Annotated in this window: 15 protein-coding genes and 2 riboswitches; of the genes, 7 read left to right on the top strand and 8 right to left on the bottom strand. The window is 71.0% G+C overall.

What is annotated here, in order from left to right; all coding sequences use genetic code 11:
- Positions 1–20 precede the first annotated feature (20 nt).
- The 7 genes from gcvH to KV394_RS11020 all read right to left on the bottom strand — a co-directional run bounded on the left by gcvH (position 21) and on the right by KV394_RS11020 (position 7,238).
- Positions 21–398: a glycine cleavage system protein GcvH gene (gene gcvH, locus KV394_RS11050; protein WP_136028632.1), complete on the bottom strand. Its 378-nt coding sequence runs from the start codon at positions 396–398 to the stop codon at positions 21–23.
- Positions 395–1,510: a glycine cleavage system aminomethyltransferase GcvT gene (gene gcvT / locus KV394_RS11045; protein ID WP_247981453.1), complete on the bottom strand. Its 1,116-nt coding sequence runs from the start codon at positions 1,508–1,510 to the stop codon at positions 395–397. Before gcvT ends, gcvH begins: the two co-directional genes overlap by 4 nt.
- Before the next feature lie 54 nt (positions 1,511–1,564).
- Positions 1,565–1,662, bottom strand: a riboswitch (glycine riboswitch).
- Between the two features lies 1 nt (position 1,663).
- A riboswitch (glycine riboswitch) is annotated at positions 1,664–1,758 on the bottom strand.
- A gap of 71 nt (positions 1,759–1,829) precedes the next feature.
- A complete protein-coding gene (locus tag KV394_RS11040; RefSeq protein WP_247981452.1) occupies positions 1,830–2,690 on the bottom strand; it encodes an ABC transporter ATP-binding protein in 861 nt (286 codons plus the stop codon).
- The gene (locus KV394_RS11035; RefSeq protein ID WP_247981451.1) at positions 2,687–3,538 is read right to left on the bottom strand and encodes an ABC transporter ATP-binding protein; all 852 of its coding nucleotides are present in this window, start codon (positions 3,536–3,538) and stop codon (positions 2,687–2,689) included. The genes KV394_RS11040 and KV394_RS11035 overlap by 4 nt, the downstream gene beginning before the upstream one ends.
- A complete protein-coding gene (locus KV394_RS11030; protein ID WP_136045779.1) occupies positions 3,535–4,515 on the bottom strand; it encodes an ABC transporter permease in 981 nt (326 codons plus the stop codon). Before KV394_RS11030 ends, KV394_RS11035 begins: the two co-directional genes overlap by 4 nt.
- Positions 4,508–5,503: an ABC transporter permease gene (locus KV394_RS11025; RefSeq protein WP_136028553.1), complete on the bottom strand. Its 996-nt coding sequence runs from the start codon at positions 5,501–5,503 to the stop codon at positions 4,508–4,510. The genes KV394_RS11030 and KV394_RS11025 overlap by 8 nt, the downstream gene beginning before the upstream one ends.
- Positions 5,504–5,546: 43 nt before the next feature.
- Positions 5,547–7,238, bottom strand: a complete 1,692-nt coding sequence (locus KV394_RS11020; protein ID WP_247981450.1) for an ABC transporter substrate-binding protein — start codon at positions 7,236–7,238, stop codon at positions 5,547–5,549.
- Positions 7,239–7,505: 267 nt separating this feature from the next.
- On the opposite strand from KV394_RS11020, the gene KV394_RS11015 reads away from it, so the two are divergent.
- The 7 genes from KV394_RS11015 to KV394_RS10985 are packed head-to-tail and all read left to right on the top strand — an operon-like array spanning position 7,506 to position 14,837.
- Positions 7,506–8,222, top strand: a complete 717-nt coding sequence (locus KV394_RS11015) for an NUDIX hydrolase (protein WP_247981449.1) — start codon at positions 7,506–7,508, stop codon at positions 8,220–8,222.
- Complete coding sequence (nadA, locus tag KV394_RS11010) at positions 8,219–9,553, top strand: quinolinate synthase NadA (protein WP_247981448.1); 1,335 nt, start codon at positions 8,219–8,221, stop codon at positions 9,551–9,553. The genes KV394_RS11015 and nadA overlap by 4 nt, the downstream gene beginning before the upstream one ends.
- Positions 9,550–11,079, top strand: coding sequence for an L-aspartate oxidase (nadB, locus tag KV394_RS11005; protein WP_247981447.1), 1,530 nt, complete (start codon positions 9,550–9,552; stop codon positions 11,077–11,079). The genes nadA and nadB overlap by 4 nt, the downstream gene beginning before the upstream one ends.
- Complete coding sequence (gene nadC, locus KV394_RS11000) at positions 11,079–11,930, top strand: carboxylating nicotinate-nucleotide diphosphorylase (RefSeq protein WP_136044274.1); 852 nt, start codon at positions 11,079–11,081, stop codon at positions 11,928–11,930. Before nadB ends, nadC begins: the two co-directional genes overlap by 1 nt.
- A 4-nt stretch (positions 11,931–11,934) precedes the next feature.
- Positions 11,935–13,071, top strand: a complete 1,137-nt coding sequence (locus KV394_RS10995; RefSeq protein WP_247981446.1) for a cysteine desulfurase family protein — start codon at positions 11,935–11,937, stop codon at positions 13,069–13,071.
- Between the two features lie 22 nt (positions 13,072–13,093).
- On the top strand, positions 13,094–14,038 hold the full coding sequence (locus tag KV394_RS10990; protein ID WP_407665441.1) for a glycosyltransferase family 2 protein: 945 nt from the start codon (positions 13,094–13,096) through the stop codon (positions 14,036–14,038).
- A gap of 25 nt (positions 14,039–14,063) precedes the next feature.
- Positions 14,064–14,837: an SDR family NAD(P)-dependent oxidoreductase gene (locus tag KV394_RS10985; protein WP_247638562.1), complete on the top strand. Its 774-nt coding sequence runs from the start codon at positions 14,064–14,066 to the stop codon at positions 14,835–14,837.
- Between the two features lie 17 nt (positions 14,838–14,854).
- Here KV394_RS10985 and KV394_RS10980 read toward each other — a convergent pair whose 3' ends face one another.
- The gene (locus KV394_RS10980) at positions 14,855–16,951 is read right to left on the bottom strand and encodes an ABC transporter ATP-binding protein (protein ID WP_247982862.1); all 2,097 of its coding nucleotides are present in this window, start codon (positions 16,949–16,951) and stop codon (positions 14,855–14,857) included.
- Between the last annotated feature and the right edge of the window lie 85 nt (positions 16,952–17,036).

Raw genomic sequence — 17,036 nt, 5'->3', positions numbered from 1 at the left:
CGAAAGCAACCACGTGTGTCTCAGCCCTCCGTGAGTGCGACGTAGGCGTCGCGGTCGAGCAGTCCGTCCAGGGCGCCGGCGGCGACCGAGACCTTGAGCAGCCAGCCGCCCTCGAAGGGCTCGGCGTTCACCAGCGACGGGTCGTCGACCACGGCGTCGTTGATCTCGACGACCGTGCCGGCCACCGGGGCGTAGAGCTCGCCGACCGACTTGGTCGACTCGATCTCGCCCACCACGGAGCCGGCGGTGATCTCGGTGCCGACGGCGGGGAGCTCGACGAACACCACGTCGCCCAGCTTCTCGGCGGCGTAGTCGGTGATGCCGATGGTCACGGTGTCGCCGTCACCGGCGATCCACTCGTGCTCGTCGGTGTAGCGGAGTGCGCTGAGGTCGGTCATGAGTTCCTCCGGTAGAAAGGCAGGGCGGTCACGGTCGCGGGGATACGGGTCCCCCGCACATCAAGGAATACTGCGGTTCCCTCTTCCGCGGAAGAAGGGTCGACGTAGGCCATCGCGATCGGATGACCCAGCGTCGGGCTCAGGGCGCCGCTGGTGATCTCCCCCAGCGGGGCACCGTCGGCGTCGACCACCGCGTAGCCGGCGCGGCCCGCGCGGCGACCCTCGGCGGTCAGTCCGACCAGGACGCGCGCGTCGGCCGCCGGGGCGGGGGCGTCCTTGCCGACGAAGCGCTCCTTCGCGGCGACCACCACGCGACCGAGGCCCGCCTGCGCGGGCGACGTGTCCAGGCTCAGCTCATGGCCGTACAGGGGCATCCCGGCCTCGAGCCGGAGCGTGTCGCGCGCCGCGAGGCCCGCCGGTACCAGGCCCAGGGGCGTCCCGGCGGTGAGCACGGCATCCCACAGCGCGGCCGCGTGAGCCGCCGGCACCAGAAGCTCGAAGCCGTCCTCGCCCGTGTAGCCGGTGCGGGCGAGGAGCAGCGGCTGCCCCGCGAACGTCGCGGACGCCCAGGCGTAGTAGCGCTGCTCGGCCCACGGCACGCTCACCTCGCCGATACCGGCCGTCGCGGCGAGGATCTCCTCGGCGCGCGGACCCTGCACCGCGATGAGGGCGTAGTCGTCGGACACGTCGGCGACCTCGACCTGCTCGACCCCGGAGTGCGCGACCCGGTCCGCGAGCGCACCACGGACGGCGTCACGGTTGCCTGCGTTGGAGATGATCAGGTAGTCGTCGTCGGCGAGCCGGTACACGATCACGTCGTCGACGATGCCGCCCTCGGGCGTGAGCAGCAGCGAGTACTTCGCCTTGCCGACCGCGAGAGCCGACAGCCGTCCGGCCAGTGCGTAGTCGAGGAAGGCACCCGCGTCGCCTCCGCGCACGGTGAACTCGGCCATGTGCGAGATGTCGAAGATGCCCGCCGCCTGGCGCACGGCGTGGTGCTCGGCGAGGTCGGATGTGTAGCGCACCGGCATCTGCCAGCCGCCGAAGTCGGTGAAGGATGCGCCGAGGGCCTCGTGGCGCTCGCGCAGCGGGGTGAAGCGGGGGTCGGACATGGAGTTCTCCCGGGCTGGGTCGGGCGGAACGGCGGCATCGCCGTTCCAGGGAACTCCCCCTCTGTCATGGGCCTGAGAGCTTCGCCCGCACGAGCACGCGGGCTTTCACCGTCGGCGGATCCCCGACAGCTCGGGATCGCTTTTCAGAGCGGCCGGACCCCCGCGGTACGCGTACCTGAGAGATTGGCGGGGAGGCTTGCTCCTTCGGTGCCCGGCTGCGTGCGCCGGGGCTCTCCCGCGTGGGTCGTTCGGCCTGTCTTCGATTGTGGCTTCAGTCTAGCCCGACGCACGGGCCCCACCCATACGGCTCGGACCCGGATCACCGTCCCGCGAGCTCCGCACGCACCTCATCGCGAAGACGGCCGAGGTTCTCCGGCTCGGGGGCGGCACCGAGGAGGGTGCGGGTGTAGTCGTGCTGCGGGTGGAGGATGACCTGGTCGGCGGGTCCGCGTTCGACGACGTCGCCCTTGTAGAGCACCATGATCTCATCGGAGAAGTGGCGGGCTGTGGCGAGGTCGTGGGTGATGTACAGCACGCCCAGGTTCTCTTCCCGCTGCAGCTCGGCCAGCAGGTTCAGGACCCCGAGCCGGATCGACACGTCCAACATGCTCACCGGCTCGTCGGCCACGATGAACCGCGCCCCCGGGGCCAGCGCCCTCGCGATCGCGACGCGCTGCCGCTGCCCGCCGGACAGCTCGTGCGGGCGGCGCTCGGCGAAGCTCTCCCCCGGGGTCAGCCGGACCCGTTCGAGCAGCTCGATCGCCCGCGCCCGTACCGCCGTCCCGGACAGCTTCGGGTGGTGCAGGCGGATCGGACGCTCCAGGTGATGCACGATCGTGTGGAACGGGTTCAACGACGCGAACGGGTCCTGGAACACCATCTGCACATCCGACCGGTACCGCTCCAACCCCCGACCCCGGGTGCCGGTCTCCCTGCCGTCCAACAGGATGGACCCGGAGGTGGGCGTCTCCAGCTTCATCAGCATCCGCGCGATCGTCGACTTCCCCGACCCCGACTCCCCCACCAGCGCGACCGTCCTCCCCGCCTCCAGCGTGAACGACACATCCTTCACCGCATGCAACACACTCGTGCGGAACCCGGAGCGCAGGGTGAAGTCCTTCACCAGATTCCGCGCCTCCAGGGTGCCGGTCGCGGTGGTGGTGTCGGCGATGGCACTCATCGGATGCCCTCCTGGCTCATACCCGTGCGGACGAAATCGCCCCGCTCCCCGGTCAACGACGGGAAACTCGACAGCAGCCGTTTCGTGTACTCGTGCTGCGGGGTCCGGTAGATCTCCTCCGCCGTGCCCTGCTCCACGATCCGCCCCTGCAGCATCACTGCGATCCGATCACTGATCTCGATCAGCATCGGCAGGTCATGCGTGATGAAGATCACCGCGAACCCGAGCCTCTCCCGCAACCGCATGATCTCCCGGATGATGCCCCGCTGCACCACCACATCCAACGCCGTGGTGGGCTCATCCATGATCATCACCTGCGGATCGAGCGCCAACGCCATCGCGATCATCATCCGCTGCCGCATGCCGCCCGACAGCTCGTGCGGGAAACTCGTCAGGCGGTTCGGATCCACCCCCACCAGCGTCAGCAGCTCCTCCGCCCGCTCCCGCTTCGCCCTCTTACTCATCCCCGGACGGTGCGTGTCGAAGATGTCGAAGATCTGCGCCCTCACACTGATCACCGGGTTGAGCGAGTTCATCGCCCCCTGGAACACCATCGAGATCTTGTCCCACCGGAACGCCCGCAACCCCTCCCCATCCAGGCCCACCACATCGATGTCATGACCATCCCGGTCATGGAACACGATCTCGCCCTGGGTCATCAACGCCGGAGCCTTCAACAACCGATTCATCCCATACGCGAGCGTCGTCTTCCCACACCCCGACTCCCCCGCCAACCCCAGGATCTCCCCGCGATGCAGCGTCAGCGACACATCACGGACAGCCTTGACCGGCGGATCCACCTCATACTCGATCGACACATTCCTCGCCGACAGCACCGCCTCGTTCATGCGGAGATCCCCTTCGTCTTGGCGGCCCTGCGCACACGGCGGGCCGCATCGGGCGCGTTGCGCAGCTTCGGGTTGATGACCTCGTCGATCGCGAAGTTGATGAGGGCGAGTCCGGCGCCGAGCACCGCGATCATGAGGCCCGGGGGCACGAACCACCACCACGCGCCACGCCCGAGAGCCTGCCCCGACTGCGCATCGTTCAGGATCGACCCCCAGGTGATCGAAGAGTTCGGGCCGAGACCGAGGTAGGAGAGCCCCGCCTCGCCGAGGATCGCGAAGATGATCGCGAACAGGAACTGAGCTGTCAGCAGCGGCAGCAGGTTCGGCATGATCTCGACGAGGATCACGCGGAACGAGCGCTCCCCCGCCACCTTCGAGGCGTACACGTAGTCTCTCGTCCGCAGGGATCGCGTCTGCAGCCGGAGGACGTAGGCGGCACCTGCCCAGGCCGTGATGCCGAGCACGAAGGCGACCATCTGCCAGCTGCGCTGCGGGACGAACGAGGCGATCACCATCACGAGGGGAAGGCCCGGGATCACGATCATCACATTGGTGAGCAGCGCCAGCACATCCTCGCGCCAGCCGCCGAGGTACCCGGCCAGCACACCGAAGAAGAGGGAGAGCACGATCGCGATGCCGCCCGCAGTGACGCCCACCAGCAGCGACCCCTGCGCTCCGATCGCCAGCTGCGCGAACATGTCGTTGCCCAGCTTGGTCGTGCCGAGCCAGTGCTCCGGCGAGGGCGGCTGGAGCGCCGGGTTGTCGGTGCTGCGGGGGTTCTGCGAGAAGATCGGCGCGATGATCGCGAACAGCACGATCGCGAGCACCAGGACGGCGCCGACGGTGAACTTGGGCGATGTGCGGGGAAGGATGCGGCGCCGTGGGCGATCCTGCCGCTGGGTGGCCACGGCGAGCGTGCCCTCGGGGGCGACGGCGGGCGTCTCCTCGACGAGGAGCGGGTTCTTCGTGTCAGACATTCTGGCGAGCCCTCGGGTCGATGAATCCATAGACGAGGTCCATGAGGAAGTTGGCGGCGAGCACGGTCACGGTGATCACCAGGAACAGGCCCTGCATGAGCGCGTAGTCGTTGGCGGTGACCGCCTGGAACATGAGCTTGCCGATGCCCGGATAGGTGAAGACCTGCTCCATCACGATGGCACCGGCGACGACGAAGCCGAGCGTGATCGAGAACCCGGCGATCGACGGGATCGCGGCGTTCCGGGCGGCATAGGCGGTGAGGATCCTCCGTGGACGCAGCCCCTTCGCCTCCGCGGTCAGGACGTAGTCCTCGGCGAGGGTGGACACCATCATGTTGCGCATCCCGAACATCCACCCGCCGACCGAGCTGATCACGATCGTGAGGGCGGGGAGCACCGCATGCGACAGGGCGTCCGTGAAGAAGGCCCACGTCGGCTCGGGGCCGTAAGGGAAGTCGAAGACGTCGTAGCCTCCGAAGATGGGGAACCAGCCGAGCCCGACGGCGAACACCGCGACCAGGATTAGAGCCAGCCAGAAGTACGGGATCGACTGGAGGACCGTGGTGGCGGGGATGACGTGGTCGACCCAGGTGCCGCGCTTCCACCCCGCCCACGCACCGAGGATGATGCCGAGCACGAAGGAGATCAGGGTCGACAGGCCCACCAGGATGAGCGTCCACGGCAGCGCCTCGGCGATGAGCTCGACGACCGGCTTCGGGAAGTCGGTGACCGAGGTGCCGAGATCGCCAGTGAAGATGCGACCCCAATAGTCGAGGTACTGCTCCCAGAGTGAGGAGTCGTCGCCGCCGAGCAGCAGGCGGATGTTGCGGATCGTGGTCTCGGAGACCTCGCCGCCCGCCCGCTGCATCTTGGCGATCATGATGTCGGCCGGATTCCCCGGCATGAGCCGGGGAAGCAGGAAGTTGAGGGAGATCGCGGCCCACAGCGTGAATGCGTAGAACCCGATTCTTCGTGCATAGAACTTCATGTCACAGTGCTCCTGACTTCCCGCTTCCCCTGACTCCTCTCGCCTACTTCGCCGGCTTCAGCTGCGTCAGCACGTAGCCGGCCGCAATCGCACCCCAGGACGGCGGGAAGGCGTAGAGATCCTCCTCCGTCGGCCAGCCCGTGAAGTCCTTCGTGTTGTAGAAGGTCTGGGTGGCGTTGACGACCAGCGGGATGTACGGAAGGTCGCGGACGATCTCCGTCTGGATGGTGGCGTAGAGCGCCTTCCGCTCGGCCTCGTCGTTCGTTGCGATCGCCGTCTGCACGGCCTGGTCAACGACGGGGTTGTCGTAGCGGCTGAAGTTCCAGCGGGTGGGCGGGATCTCCGCGCCGACCGGTCCCGTGGAGCCGACCGCGGTACCACCGAACCAGTCACGGTAGATCTGGAACGGATCAGCGACCGAAGTGCCGATGACACCGCCGACGATGAGCTGGAATCCGCCGCCCTGACGCGCGTCGGAGAATTCCTGCCATTGCACGGTGGAGGGCGTGATCTTGATGCCTGCCTTCTCCGCCTGCTCCGCGATGAGCTTCGCGGCATCGTTATAATCGGTCCAGCCGTCGACCGAGATCAGGTTGAGCTCGATCGGCACGCCGCCCTTCTCGTAGATGCCCGAGGATCCCTTCGTGTAGCCGGCGGCCTCCAGGATCGAGCCGGCCTCGGCGGCGTCGGCCTCCTGCGGGCTGACCTCGTTCGCCGGGTCGGCGAGCCACTTCTCGTCGCGCGGCAGCAGCGTGTACGCGGGCGAGATGTCGCCGGTGAGCCCGACGAACGCCTTGTCCTTGATGGTGGCGCGGTCGATCGCGACGTTGAGCGCCTGGCGCACGGCGACGTCGGTCTGGGGACCGGTGCAGCCGAGCTCGGCGTTCGAGCACGTGTACAGCACCGTCGGGTCCTGCGGCGTGTTGATCCACTCGATCTTGCCGTTGCCGGTCACGTCGTCCGGGTTGGGGATGAACATGCCGGCCCAGTCGAGCTCGCCGGCGGCCAGCAGGTCCTGCGCGGTCTGGTTGTTGTCGACAGCGATGTACTGGACCTTCTTCACCCCGAGCTCGTCGGCGTCGCGGAAGTTCTCGTTGGCGACCAGCGTGTACGACTCGCTTGTCGTCTTGTCGACGACGTAGGCACCGGAGCCCACGGGGTCCTCGTTCGTGAAGTTCGCGAAGTCGTCGATCTCCGACCAGATGTGAGCGGGGAGCACGTAGGTCGAGCCCATGCGCTGGAACTCGGTGGTGTACTGCGGGATCGAGTAGGTGAGCACCACGGTCGTGTTGTCGGTGGCCTCGGCCGAGGTAAGGCCGTTGCCCTCGGGGTTGTTCGCCTCGTACATGAACGAGAAGACCACGTCCTCGGCAGTGAGCGGCTCACCGTCGCTCCACTTGAGGTCGGGCTTGATCTTGACCGTGATCTGCGTGCCGTCCTCGTTGTACTCGAACGAGTCACCGATCAGGCCGACGGGCTCGGAGTCCTTCGTCTTGTTGTAGAAGAAGAGCGGCTCGTAGATCGGGCCGAGCGCGCCGTGGAGCACGGTCGGGGCGAACGGGTTGTAGTTCGCGGTGATCGGCGTCTGGCTGCCGGCCCAGACGCGGAGGGCGCGGTCGCCGTCGGCGTTGCCGCCTTCGCCTCCCCCGCCACCGCAGGCGGTGAGTCCCAGCGCGAGGACCGAGGCCCCCGCGACCGCCGTGAGCGCGATACCGCGCTTTCCCTTACGGATCATTCTTCATTTCCTCTCGGTGCTGCACTGCAGGAGGGATTCTCCGGATGGAGCCGAACCCCGGTCGGGGTTCACGGGAAACCCGGGAGGAGGAGACGGACGTCACCTCGAAGGGGTTTGTTAGGACAGTAACCTAACAAACCCCATCAGGCCGGACAAGCCCTATTCCCTCCCGCAGATAACGTTTCGGACTCGCTGGACCCACGGCGTCATGGAGTCGCCCTAAGGGTCGCTATGACACTAAGATCGTTCACGGAGGTTAAGGTGACTATGACTCGAAGCCAGCCCATCCGCGTCGCCGTCTCGACCGTGATCCTGACGCTGCGGCGCACCGACGACGGCCGCGCCGTGCTCGCCCTCCCCCTCGTGCTCCGCACGCGCGCGCCGTTCGCGCAGCAGTGGGCGCTCCCCGGCGGCTGGCTCACCGCCGAGGAATCCCCGGTCGACGCCGCCGCCCGCACGCTCGCGGAGACCACGGGCCTCGCGCCCAGCTACCTCGAGCAGCTCTACGCGTTCGGCGCCGTCGACCGCTCCCCCACGCGCGTCGTCTCGATCGTGTACTGGGCTCTGCTGCGACAGGACGACGTCGAAGCCCAGATCGCCGCCCACCGCGCCAGCGGACGCGCGCCGGAGAACGTGCAGTGGTTCGAGGTCGACGAGCTCCCCGCACTGGCGTTCGACCACGCCAAGATCATCGAGTACGCCCTGTGGCGCCTGCGCAACAAGGTCGGCTACAGCCGCGTCGCACAGGGCTTCCTGCCCGAGGAGTTCACGCTCGCCGAGCTCCGCGAGGCGTACGAGTCGATCCTCGGCCGCCAGCTCGACCCCGCGAACTTCCGCCGTCAGGTGGAGGCCGCCGGCAACCTCCTGCCCACCGACCGGTTCCGCACCGGAAGCCACCGTCCCGCCCGTCTGTACCGCGACAACACCGATGTCGAGCTGGCCGACCGCGGCCCCCTCGGCCCCGAAGAAACGAGCACCCGATGAGCATCACCGCCGTCCCGACTCCCGCCGTCCTGCCCGTGGACGCCTCGGTCGACCACGCGATCCAGGCGATCGTCACCGGCGCGTCGACCGAGGCCACCTGCACCACCGACCTCGCGGCCGGCCCCTGGGACTTCGACATCCGCCCGGGCTACGGCCCGGGGTCGTCCATGGGCGATGTGATCCCCACCGGCGCTCCCCGCCAGGGCGAACTGCCCGCCGAATACCGCGAGGCACCGGAGGCCGAGCTCCACGACCGCATCCGTGCCGCCAAGGCGACCCTGGGCGACCGCGTGGTGATCCTCGGGCACTTCTACCAGCGCGAAGAGGTCGTCACGCACGCCGACTACGTGGGCGACTCCTTCCAGCTCGCCACGGCCGCCAAGGGCCGGACCGACGCGGAGGCGATCGTGTTCTGCGGCGTGCACTTCATGGCCGAGACCGCCGACCTCCTGTCGCGCCCCGAGCAGTCCGTCATCCTGCCGAACCTCGCCGCCGGATGCTCGATGGCGGACATGGCCGACATCGACCAGGTCGAGGAGTGCTGGGAGCAGCTCGCCGACGTGCTGGGCGACCTCGACACGCCGGACGCGGAGGGCCGCGTGCCCGTGATCCCCGTCACCTACATGAACTCGTCCGCCGCGATCAAGGGCTTCGTCGGGCGACACGGCGGCATCGTCTGCACCTCCTCCAACGCGCACACCGTGCTCGAATGGGCGTTCGCGCGCGGACAGCGCGTGCTGTTCTTCCCCGACCAGCACCTCGGCCGCAACACCGCCAAGGCCATGGGCGTGCCGCTGGAGCGCATGCCGCTGTGGAACCCGCGGCGAGCGCTGGGCGGCTCCACGCCCGACGAGCTCAGCGACGCGCGCGTCATCCTGTGGCACGGCTTCTGCTCCGTGCACCGCCGCTTCACGGTCGCGCAGATCGACCAGGCCCGCGCCGAGCACCCCGGCGCGCGCGTGATCGTCCACCCGGAGTGTCCGATGGAGGTGGTGGACGCCGCCGACGAGGCCGGATCGACCGAGTACATCCGCCGCGCGATCGACGAGGCCACCACGCCGACGACGTTCGCGATCGGCACCGAGATCAACCTCGTGCGCCGCCTCGCCGCGCAGTACCCGCAGCACCGGATCTTCTGCCTCGACCCCGTGGTGTGCCCCTGCTCGACCATGTACCGCATCCACCCCGGCTACCTCGCCTGGACGCTGGAGGAGCTGGTCGCGGGACGCACGCCCAACCGGATCACGGTGGCCCAGGACGTCGCGGAACCGGCCAGGGTCGCCCTCGAGCGCATGCTTGCCGCCAAGCCCCCGGCAGCCGGAACGCGATGAACGTCGTCGTCGTCGGAGCGGGCATCGCGGGCATGACCGCGGCCCTGCACGCGCACGAGGCGGGCCACACCGTGACGCTCGTGACGAAGGGCGAGGTCGGCGAGGGCTGCACACCGCTCGCGCAGGGCGGGATCGCGGGCGGCTACGGGCCGGACGACTCCCCGGCCGCGCACGCGGACGACACCCTCACCGCCGGAGCCGGACTCGGCGACCGCCCCGCCGTCGAGACGCTCGTGGCTGCGAGTTCCGCCCGCATCGCGGAGCTCATCGCCCGGGGCGTCGCGTTCGACCGCGCCGCCGACGGCAGCCTCCAGCGCGGGAGGGAGGCGGCGCACAGCCACGCGCGCATCCTCCACGCGGGCGGAGACGCCACGGGTGCCGCCATCGCGACCGCCCTCACCGCGGCCGTGCGCCGGGCGGGGATCGCCCCGGTCGAACGGGCGATGCTCACCGGGCTCACCGTGGCGGACGGCACCGTGCGCGGCGTGGAGCTGCTCCACGACGGCCACCCCACCGTGCGGACCGCCGACGCCGTGATCCTCGCGACCGGGGGCGACGGACAGCTGTACGACCACACCACCAACCCCGCCGGGGTCACGGGCGACGGGATCGCCGTGGCCCTGGCCGCGGGGGCCGCGGTCGCCGACCTGGAGTTCGTGCAGTTCCACCCCACCGTGCTCGCGAGCGGCCCGGCGTTCCTCATCTCGGAGGCCGTGCGCGGCGAAGGGGCGGTGCTGCTCGACGCCGACGGACGGCGGTTCGTCTTCGACAGCCACCCCGACGGCGAGCTGGCGCCGCGGGACGTGGTCGCGCGGGCGATCGCCGCACAGGCCGCGCGACAGGACGTGCCGGTGCGCCTCGACGCCACGATGCTCGGAGCTGCGACCCTCGCGCGCCGCTTCCCCACGATCGACCGTGTCACCCGCGAGCGGGGCTTCGACTGGTCTCGCGATCCGCTCCCGGTGACCCCGGCCGCGCACTACCTGATGGGCGGCGTCGTGACCGACCTCGACGGACGCACCACGATCCGTGGGCTCTACGCGGTGGGCGAGGTGGCCCGCACCGGGGTGCACGGCGCCAACCGCCTCGCGTCGAACTCCCTCCTGGAGGGTGCGGTGTTCGGCGCACGGGCGGCTGCGGCCCTCGCCGCTCCCTGGCCCACCGGCGTCCACCCCGGCCCCACGACGCCGCGGGCGACCGCGACGCCCGCCCCGGAGCCGGCGGCGACCACCGGCACCCCGCCGTTCGCGCGCCGCGCCCTGCAGCAGCTGATGTGGGACGAGGTCGGACTCCACCGCACAGCGCGGGGACTCGAGCGCGCCCTCGGCACCATCCGCGGCTGGATCATCGCGCAGCAGCCGCCGCAGAGCGCGCGCGACCACGAGGACGCCCACCTGCTGCACGTCGCGGAGGCCACGGCCGCCGCTGCCCTGGCGCGCCGCATCTCGGTCGGCGCCCACCACCGCGCGGACGCGGAGCCCGCCGCCCCCGCCACCGCCCGTCCCCCGATCCTGGAGACCGTCTGATGCTCACCCGTGCCACCCTCACCCGCGTGGTCGGCGCCGCCCTCGAGGAGGACGCCCCGTGGGGCGACCTGACCAGTGCGACGCTGCTGCCCGCCGACGCCACCGCGACCGCCGACCTCGTCGCCCGCGAGCCCGGGGTGTTCAGCGGCGGAGAGGTGTTCGCCGCCGCCTTCACCCTCACCGACCCGGAGGTCACCGTGGACCTGCACGTGGGCGAGGGCGACGCGTTCGCTGCGGGTGACGTGCTCGCGACCGTGACCGGAGCCGCCCGAAGCCTGCTGACCGCCGAGCGGGTGGCGCTGAACTTCACGCAGCGCATGTCGGGCATCGCGACCCTCACCGCCGCGTACGTCGCGGCGGTCGAGGGCACGCGCGCCCGCATCGCCGACACCAGGAAGACCACCCCGGGGCTCCGGGCGTTCGAGCGCCACGCCGTCGCCTGCGGGGGTGGCCGCAACCACCGCTTCTCCCTGTCCGACGCGGTCATGGCGAAGGACAACCACCTCGCGGTGCTGCAGCGCAGCGGTCTCGACCTGGCGTCGGCGCTGCGCGAGGCCGTGGCGCGACTGCCGCACACCGCGCACGTCGTGGTCGAGGTCGACCGGCTCGACCAGATCCCCGCGGTGCTCGACGGCGGCGCGCACACGGTGCTGCTGGACAACTTCACCCCGGACGAGCTGCGCGCCGGTGTCGCGCTGATCGACGGTCGCGCGACCGCGGAGGCTTCGGGCGGCGTCGACCTCGACACCGTGGCCGCGATCGCCCGCACGGGAGTGGACGTCATCTCCGTCGGGGCGCTCACCCACTCGGCCCGCGCGCTCGATCTCGGCCTGGATCTGCGGATCGACTGACGCCGTGCTGTACCTCGACCACGCCGCCACCTCACCCGTCCGCCCGGAGGTGCTGGCCGCGATGCAGCCGTACCTCACGACGGTGTACGGCAACCCCGCCAGCCACCACACCGCGGGAGAGGCGGCGGCGGAGGCCCTCGAGGACGCCAGGGCCAGGGTCGCGCACGTGCTCGGGATGCGCCGCGGCGACGTCGTGTTCACCAGCGGCGGCACCGAGGCGAACAACCTCGCGGTGAAGGGACTGGTGCTCGGCGCGCTGAGCTCGGGGCGCCGTCACGTCGTGGTGTCGCCGATCGAGCACGAGTCGATCCTGGAGTCGGCCGCGTTCCTCGCGCGGTTCCACGACGTGGAGGTGACGGCGCTCGACGTGGGGCCGGACGGCCGCGTCACCACCGAGGCCCTCGCCGCCGCGCTCCGCGATGACACGGCACTGGTCGCGCTGGGGCACGCGAACAACGAGATCGGCACGGTGCAGGACGTCGAGGCCCTTGCCGCGGTCGCCCGTGCGCGGGGAGTGCCGCTGCACCTCGACGCCGTGCAGTCGGCGGGCTGGCTGCCGCTGCGCGACCTCGGCGCCGACGCGGTGTCGATCGCCGGGCACAAGCTGGGCGCCCCCAAGGGCACGGGCGCGCTCGCGGTGCGTGGCCGCCTGCCCCTGGAGCCGTTGCTGCACGGCGGCGGACAGGAGCGCGGGCGCCGCTCGGGCACCGCCGACGTCGCGGGCGCCGTGGGCCTGGCGACCGCGCTCGACCTCGCCGAACGGGAACGCGAGGTCGCGGGGGCGCGGATCGGCGCCGCGACCGGACGCTTCATCGCCGAGGTGCTGCGGCGGGTGCCGGAGGCGGCGCTCACGGGCGACCCCGTGCGCCGTCTGCCCGCCACGGCCAGCTTCACGATCGCGGGGGTGAGCGGCGAGGCGGTGCTGCTGGAGCTGGAGCGGCGCGGCGTCATCTCGTCCAGCGGCTCCGCGTGCGCGGCGGGCAGCGACGAGCCGTCGCACGTGCTGCTCGCGTGCGGCGTCGACCCCGCGGTCGCCCAGACCTCGGTGCGCTTCACGTTCGGGCGCGCCCCCCTCCCGGACGACGCGCCGGAGCGCCTCGCCGCCCTCGTCGCCGCCTCGGTGGACGCCGTCCGCGGGTGAGCTGCGGCTCTAGACTCGGCTGGTGACCGACGCCCCGCTCGTGACCCTGGTCGTGCCAGGACGCGACATCGCCGCCTTCGCCCCCGCCGCGCTCGACTCGCTGCGCGCGCAGACCGAGCGACGCTGGCGTGCCATCCTCATCGACGACGGCTCGACCGACGACACGGGCGCGATCTTCGACGCCGCCGCGGCCGCGGATCCGCGGTTCACGTCGATGCGTCACGCCGCCTCCCGCGGCCTCGGTGCCGCGCGCAACGTGGGCCTCTCGCTCGTGGACACCCCGTACACCGGGTTCCTCGACGCCGACGACGAACTGCGCCCCACGGCGCTCGCCCGGCTGCTCGGCACGCTCGAGGAGACCGGGAGCGACCTCGCCGCCGGCGCGTACGTGCGGTCGCGGTGGCAGGGCGACCGCTACGTCGCGGGGCGCGTGCAGCCGTGGGTCGCCGCCGCCACCGCCCCCGAGCGACGCGCCACCACGCTTGCCGAGCACCCCGCGGCCGCGTCGAACATCGTCGCGTGGTCGAAGGTGAGCAGGACGCCGCTGTGGACCGACCTCCGCTTCCCCGAGGGCGTCGCCTACGAGGACCAGGTCGTCGCGCAGACCCTGTACACCCGCGCCGGGGCGTTCGACGTCATCCCCGACGTCGTCGTCGAGTGGCGGGTCAGGGCCGACGGCACGTCGATCACGCAGAGCAAGGCCCAGCTCCCCGTGCTCCGCGACTACCTCACGGCCCTCCGCGGCGGCATCGCGGTGCTGCACGCCGCCGGGGAGCACGCCGCCGTCACCGCCCGCCTCGACCTCATCCTGGCGATGGACGTCCCTCCCCTGCTCGACATCGCCCGTACGCACCCCGACCCGGCGTACGACGCCGAGGTGCAGGCCTTCCTGGCCGAGCTGCGGGCGCTGCCGGAGTTCGCCGACGCCGCTCCCGATCCCGCGCTCGCCGACGCCCTGGACTGGTGAGCCCGACCCCTGAAAGGCCGCCCGTATGAACGCCTACCTCGACTCGCTGTTCTCGCTCGACGGTCGCACGGCCGTGGTGACCGGCGGCAGCTCCGGCATCGGCCGCGGCATCGCCACCGCACTCGCCCGCGCGGGCGCCGCGACCGTGATCGTCGCCCGTGGCGAGGAGCGCATCCGCGAGACCGTCGAGGAGCTGCGCGGTCACGGCGCCCGCGCGGCCGGGGTCGTCGGCGACCTGGGCACGCGCGACGGCATCCACGCCGCAGCCGCCGCGGCCGCGGAGCCGTTCGGCGAGCCGGACATCCTGGTGAACTCGGCGGGCATCAACCTCCGGCCGCCCTACGCCGAGATCACGCAGGACGACTGGGACGCGACCATGACGGTCAACGCGCTGGCGCCGTTCCTGCTCGGCCAGCGGTACGCGAGGGGCATGGCGTCCCGCGGCTATGGACGGCTCATCCACATCAGCTCGCAGCAGGCACACCGGGCTTTCGTGGGCAGCGGCGTGTACGGCGCGTCGAAGGGCGCGGTCGAGTCGCTCATGCGCTCCGAAGCCGAGGCCTGGGGTGGCACCGGGGTCACGAGCAACACCCTGGTGCCCGGGTTCGTGCTCACCCCGCTGAACGCCCGGCTGCAGCAGGACCCCGACACCATCGCGGCCCTCGCCGCGCGCACCATGATCGGACGCAACGGACTACCGAGCGACTTCGCGGGCGCCGCGGTGTTCCTCGCCGGTGCGGGCTCGGCCTACGTCACCGGGCACTCGCTGTTCGTCGACGGCGGCCTGTCCGTGCACTGACGCCGCCGCCCTGGCGCTCAGGCCTCGGGGAGGGCGGACTCGTCGGGGTCGGGCGTCGTGACCCCGGTGGCCGCCGCCGGTGCGGACGGCGTGATCAGCGGAGCGGCGGTCGCGAGTGCGGTGACGGCGTCCGCCGCAGCCGCGTCGTCCGGTGCGCGGTCGGCACGGCGGGCGTCGAGCGCCGCCCGCACGCCCCCGGTCGCGGGCTCCCCCGCGTCGTCTTCCTCGATCTCCGCCTCGACGGTGAGCACGCGCGAGGCCGCCACCTGCTGCGCCGCGAGCTCGGCGTAGAGCCCGCCCTGCGCCAGCAGCTCGGCGTGCGTGCCGGACTCGACGATGCGGCCCGCATCGATCACGTGGATCACGTCGGCGCCCATGACGGTGGACAGCCGGTGCGCGATCGAGAGAGTCGTGCGTCCCTTCGCCGCCTCGTCCAGCGCCTCCTGCACGACGCGTTCCGACACGGTGTCGAGCGCCGAGGTCGCCTCGTCGAGCAGCAGCACCGGCGGGTCCTTGAGCAGGACGCGCGCGATCGCGATCCGCTGCTTCTCCCCGCCGGACAACCGGTAGCCGCGTTCGCCGACCACGGTGTCGTAGCCCTTCTCGAACCCGCTGATGATGTGGTGGATGTTGGCCGCGGTGCAGGCGGCGATCAGCTCCTGCTCGGTCGCGTCCGGCTTGGCGTACAGGAGGTTCTCGCGGATGGTCGCATGGAAGAGGTAGGTCTCCTGCGACACGATGCCCACGTCGTCGATGATCGACTCCTGCCGCAGCGTGCGCACGTCGGCGCCGGCGAACAGGACGGTGCCCTCCGTGGCTTCGTACAGGCGCGGTGCGAGGTAGATGATCGTGGTCTTGCCCGCCCCGGACGGCCCGACGAACGCCACGTGCTGCCCCGGCTCCGCCACGAACGACACGCCGTGCAGCGTGGGTCGGGCGTCGGGCGCGGCATCCGGGTAGCGGAACACCACGTCGGCGAACTCCACGCGACCGCGCGGCCCCGGCGCCCGGTCGACCGTGATCGCGTCGGGCGCGTCGGTGATCTCGGGCACCAGGTCGAGGTACTCGAAGATGCGCGCGAACAGCGCGGAGGACGTCTGCAGGTCGAGCGAGACGCGCATGAGCCCCATCAGCGGCATGAGCAGCCGGGCCTGCACGGTCGTGAACGCCACGATGGTGCCGGCGGTGATGGCACCGGTGCCGCCCGCGATGAAGAATCCGGACACGAGATAGATGACGGCGGGGACGCTGGCCATGATCACCTGCACGACCGCGAAGAAGCCCTGACCGCTCATCGCGCGGCGCACCTGGAGGACCACCTGGTTGCGGTTCTCCGCCTGGTAGCGCTCCGACTCGGTGCGCTGCCGGTTGAACGCCTTGGAGAGCAGCATGCCCGACACGCTCAGCGTCTCCTGCGTGATCGACGTGAGCTCCGACAGCGACTCCTGCGTCTCCCCCGCGATGCGCGCCCGCACCTGGCCGACGCGGCGCTGGACGAGCACGAGGAACGGCATCAGCACGACCGCGATCAGGGTGAGGCGCCAGTCGATCAGGATCATCGCGACGAGCGAGGCGATCACGGTGACGGCATTGCCGAGGATGCTCGTGACGGTGTTGGTGAGCACGCCGGACACCCCGCCGACGTCGTTCTGCAGGCGCGACTGGATGACCCCGGTCTTGGTACGGGTGAAGAACCCGAGCTCCATCGCCTGCAGGTGCTCGAAAAGGCGCACCCGCAGGTCGCCCGTGACGCTGTTGCCGACGGTCGCGGTGAGCCACGTCTGCACGACGCCGAGTCCGGCCGAGAGCAGGAACAGGGCGACCATCGCGCCCACGAGCCAGGCCAGCAGCTGCAGGTGAGGGCCGCCGCCGTCGACCGGGAAGAGTGCGTCGTCGAAGATGCGCTGCACCAGCAACGGCGGGATGACCGCGATGCCCGCTCCCACGACCACCAGCACGCCCGTCACGAGGATGCGCCACCGGTAGGCGCTGAACAGCGCGACCACGCGGCTGCCCAGGCCCTCGATGCGCGGAGCCTCGGCGTTCTGGCGGCGCTGGGCCTCCTCGTCGACCCCGCGGAACCCGGCCCGTGGCCCGCCGCCCATACCGCCCATGCTCATGGCGCAAGCGTACCCACGGGCGCCGACGTCGCCGCCCGCGGATCTCCGCCCTGAGCGGATATCGCAGGGATCGGAATGA

Source organism: Microbacterium sufflavum (assembly GCF_023101165.1).
In the GTDB taxonomy this organism is placed as follows: Bacteria; Actinomycetota; Actinomycetes; order Actinomycetales; family Microbacteriaceae; genus Microbacterium; species Microbacterium sufflavum.
This window is presented reverse-complemented; position numbering and strand designations above follow the sequence as displayed.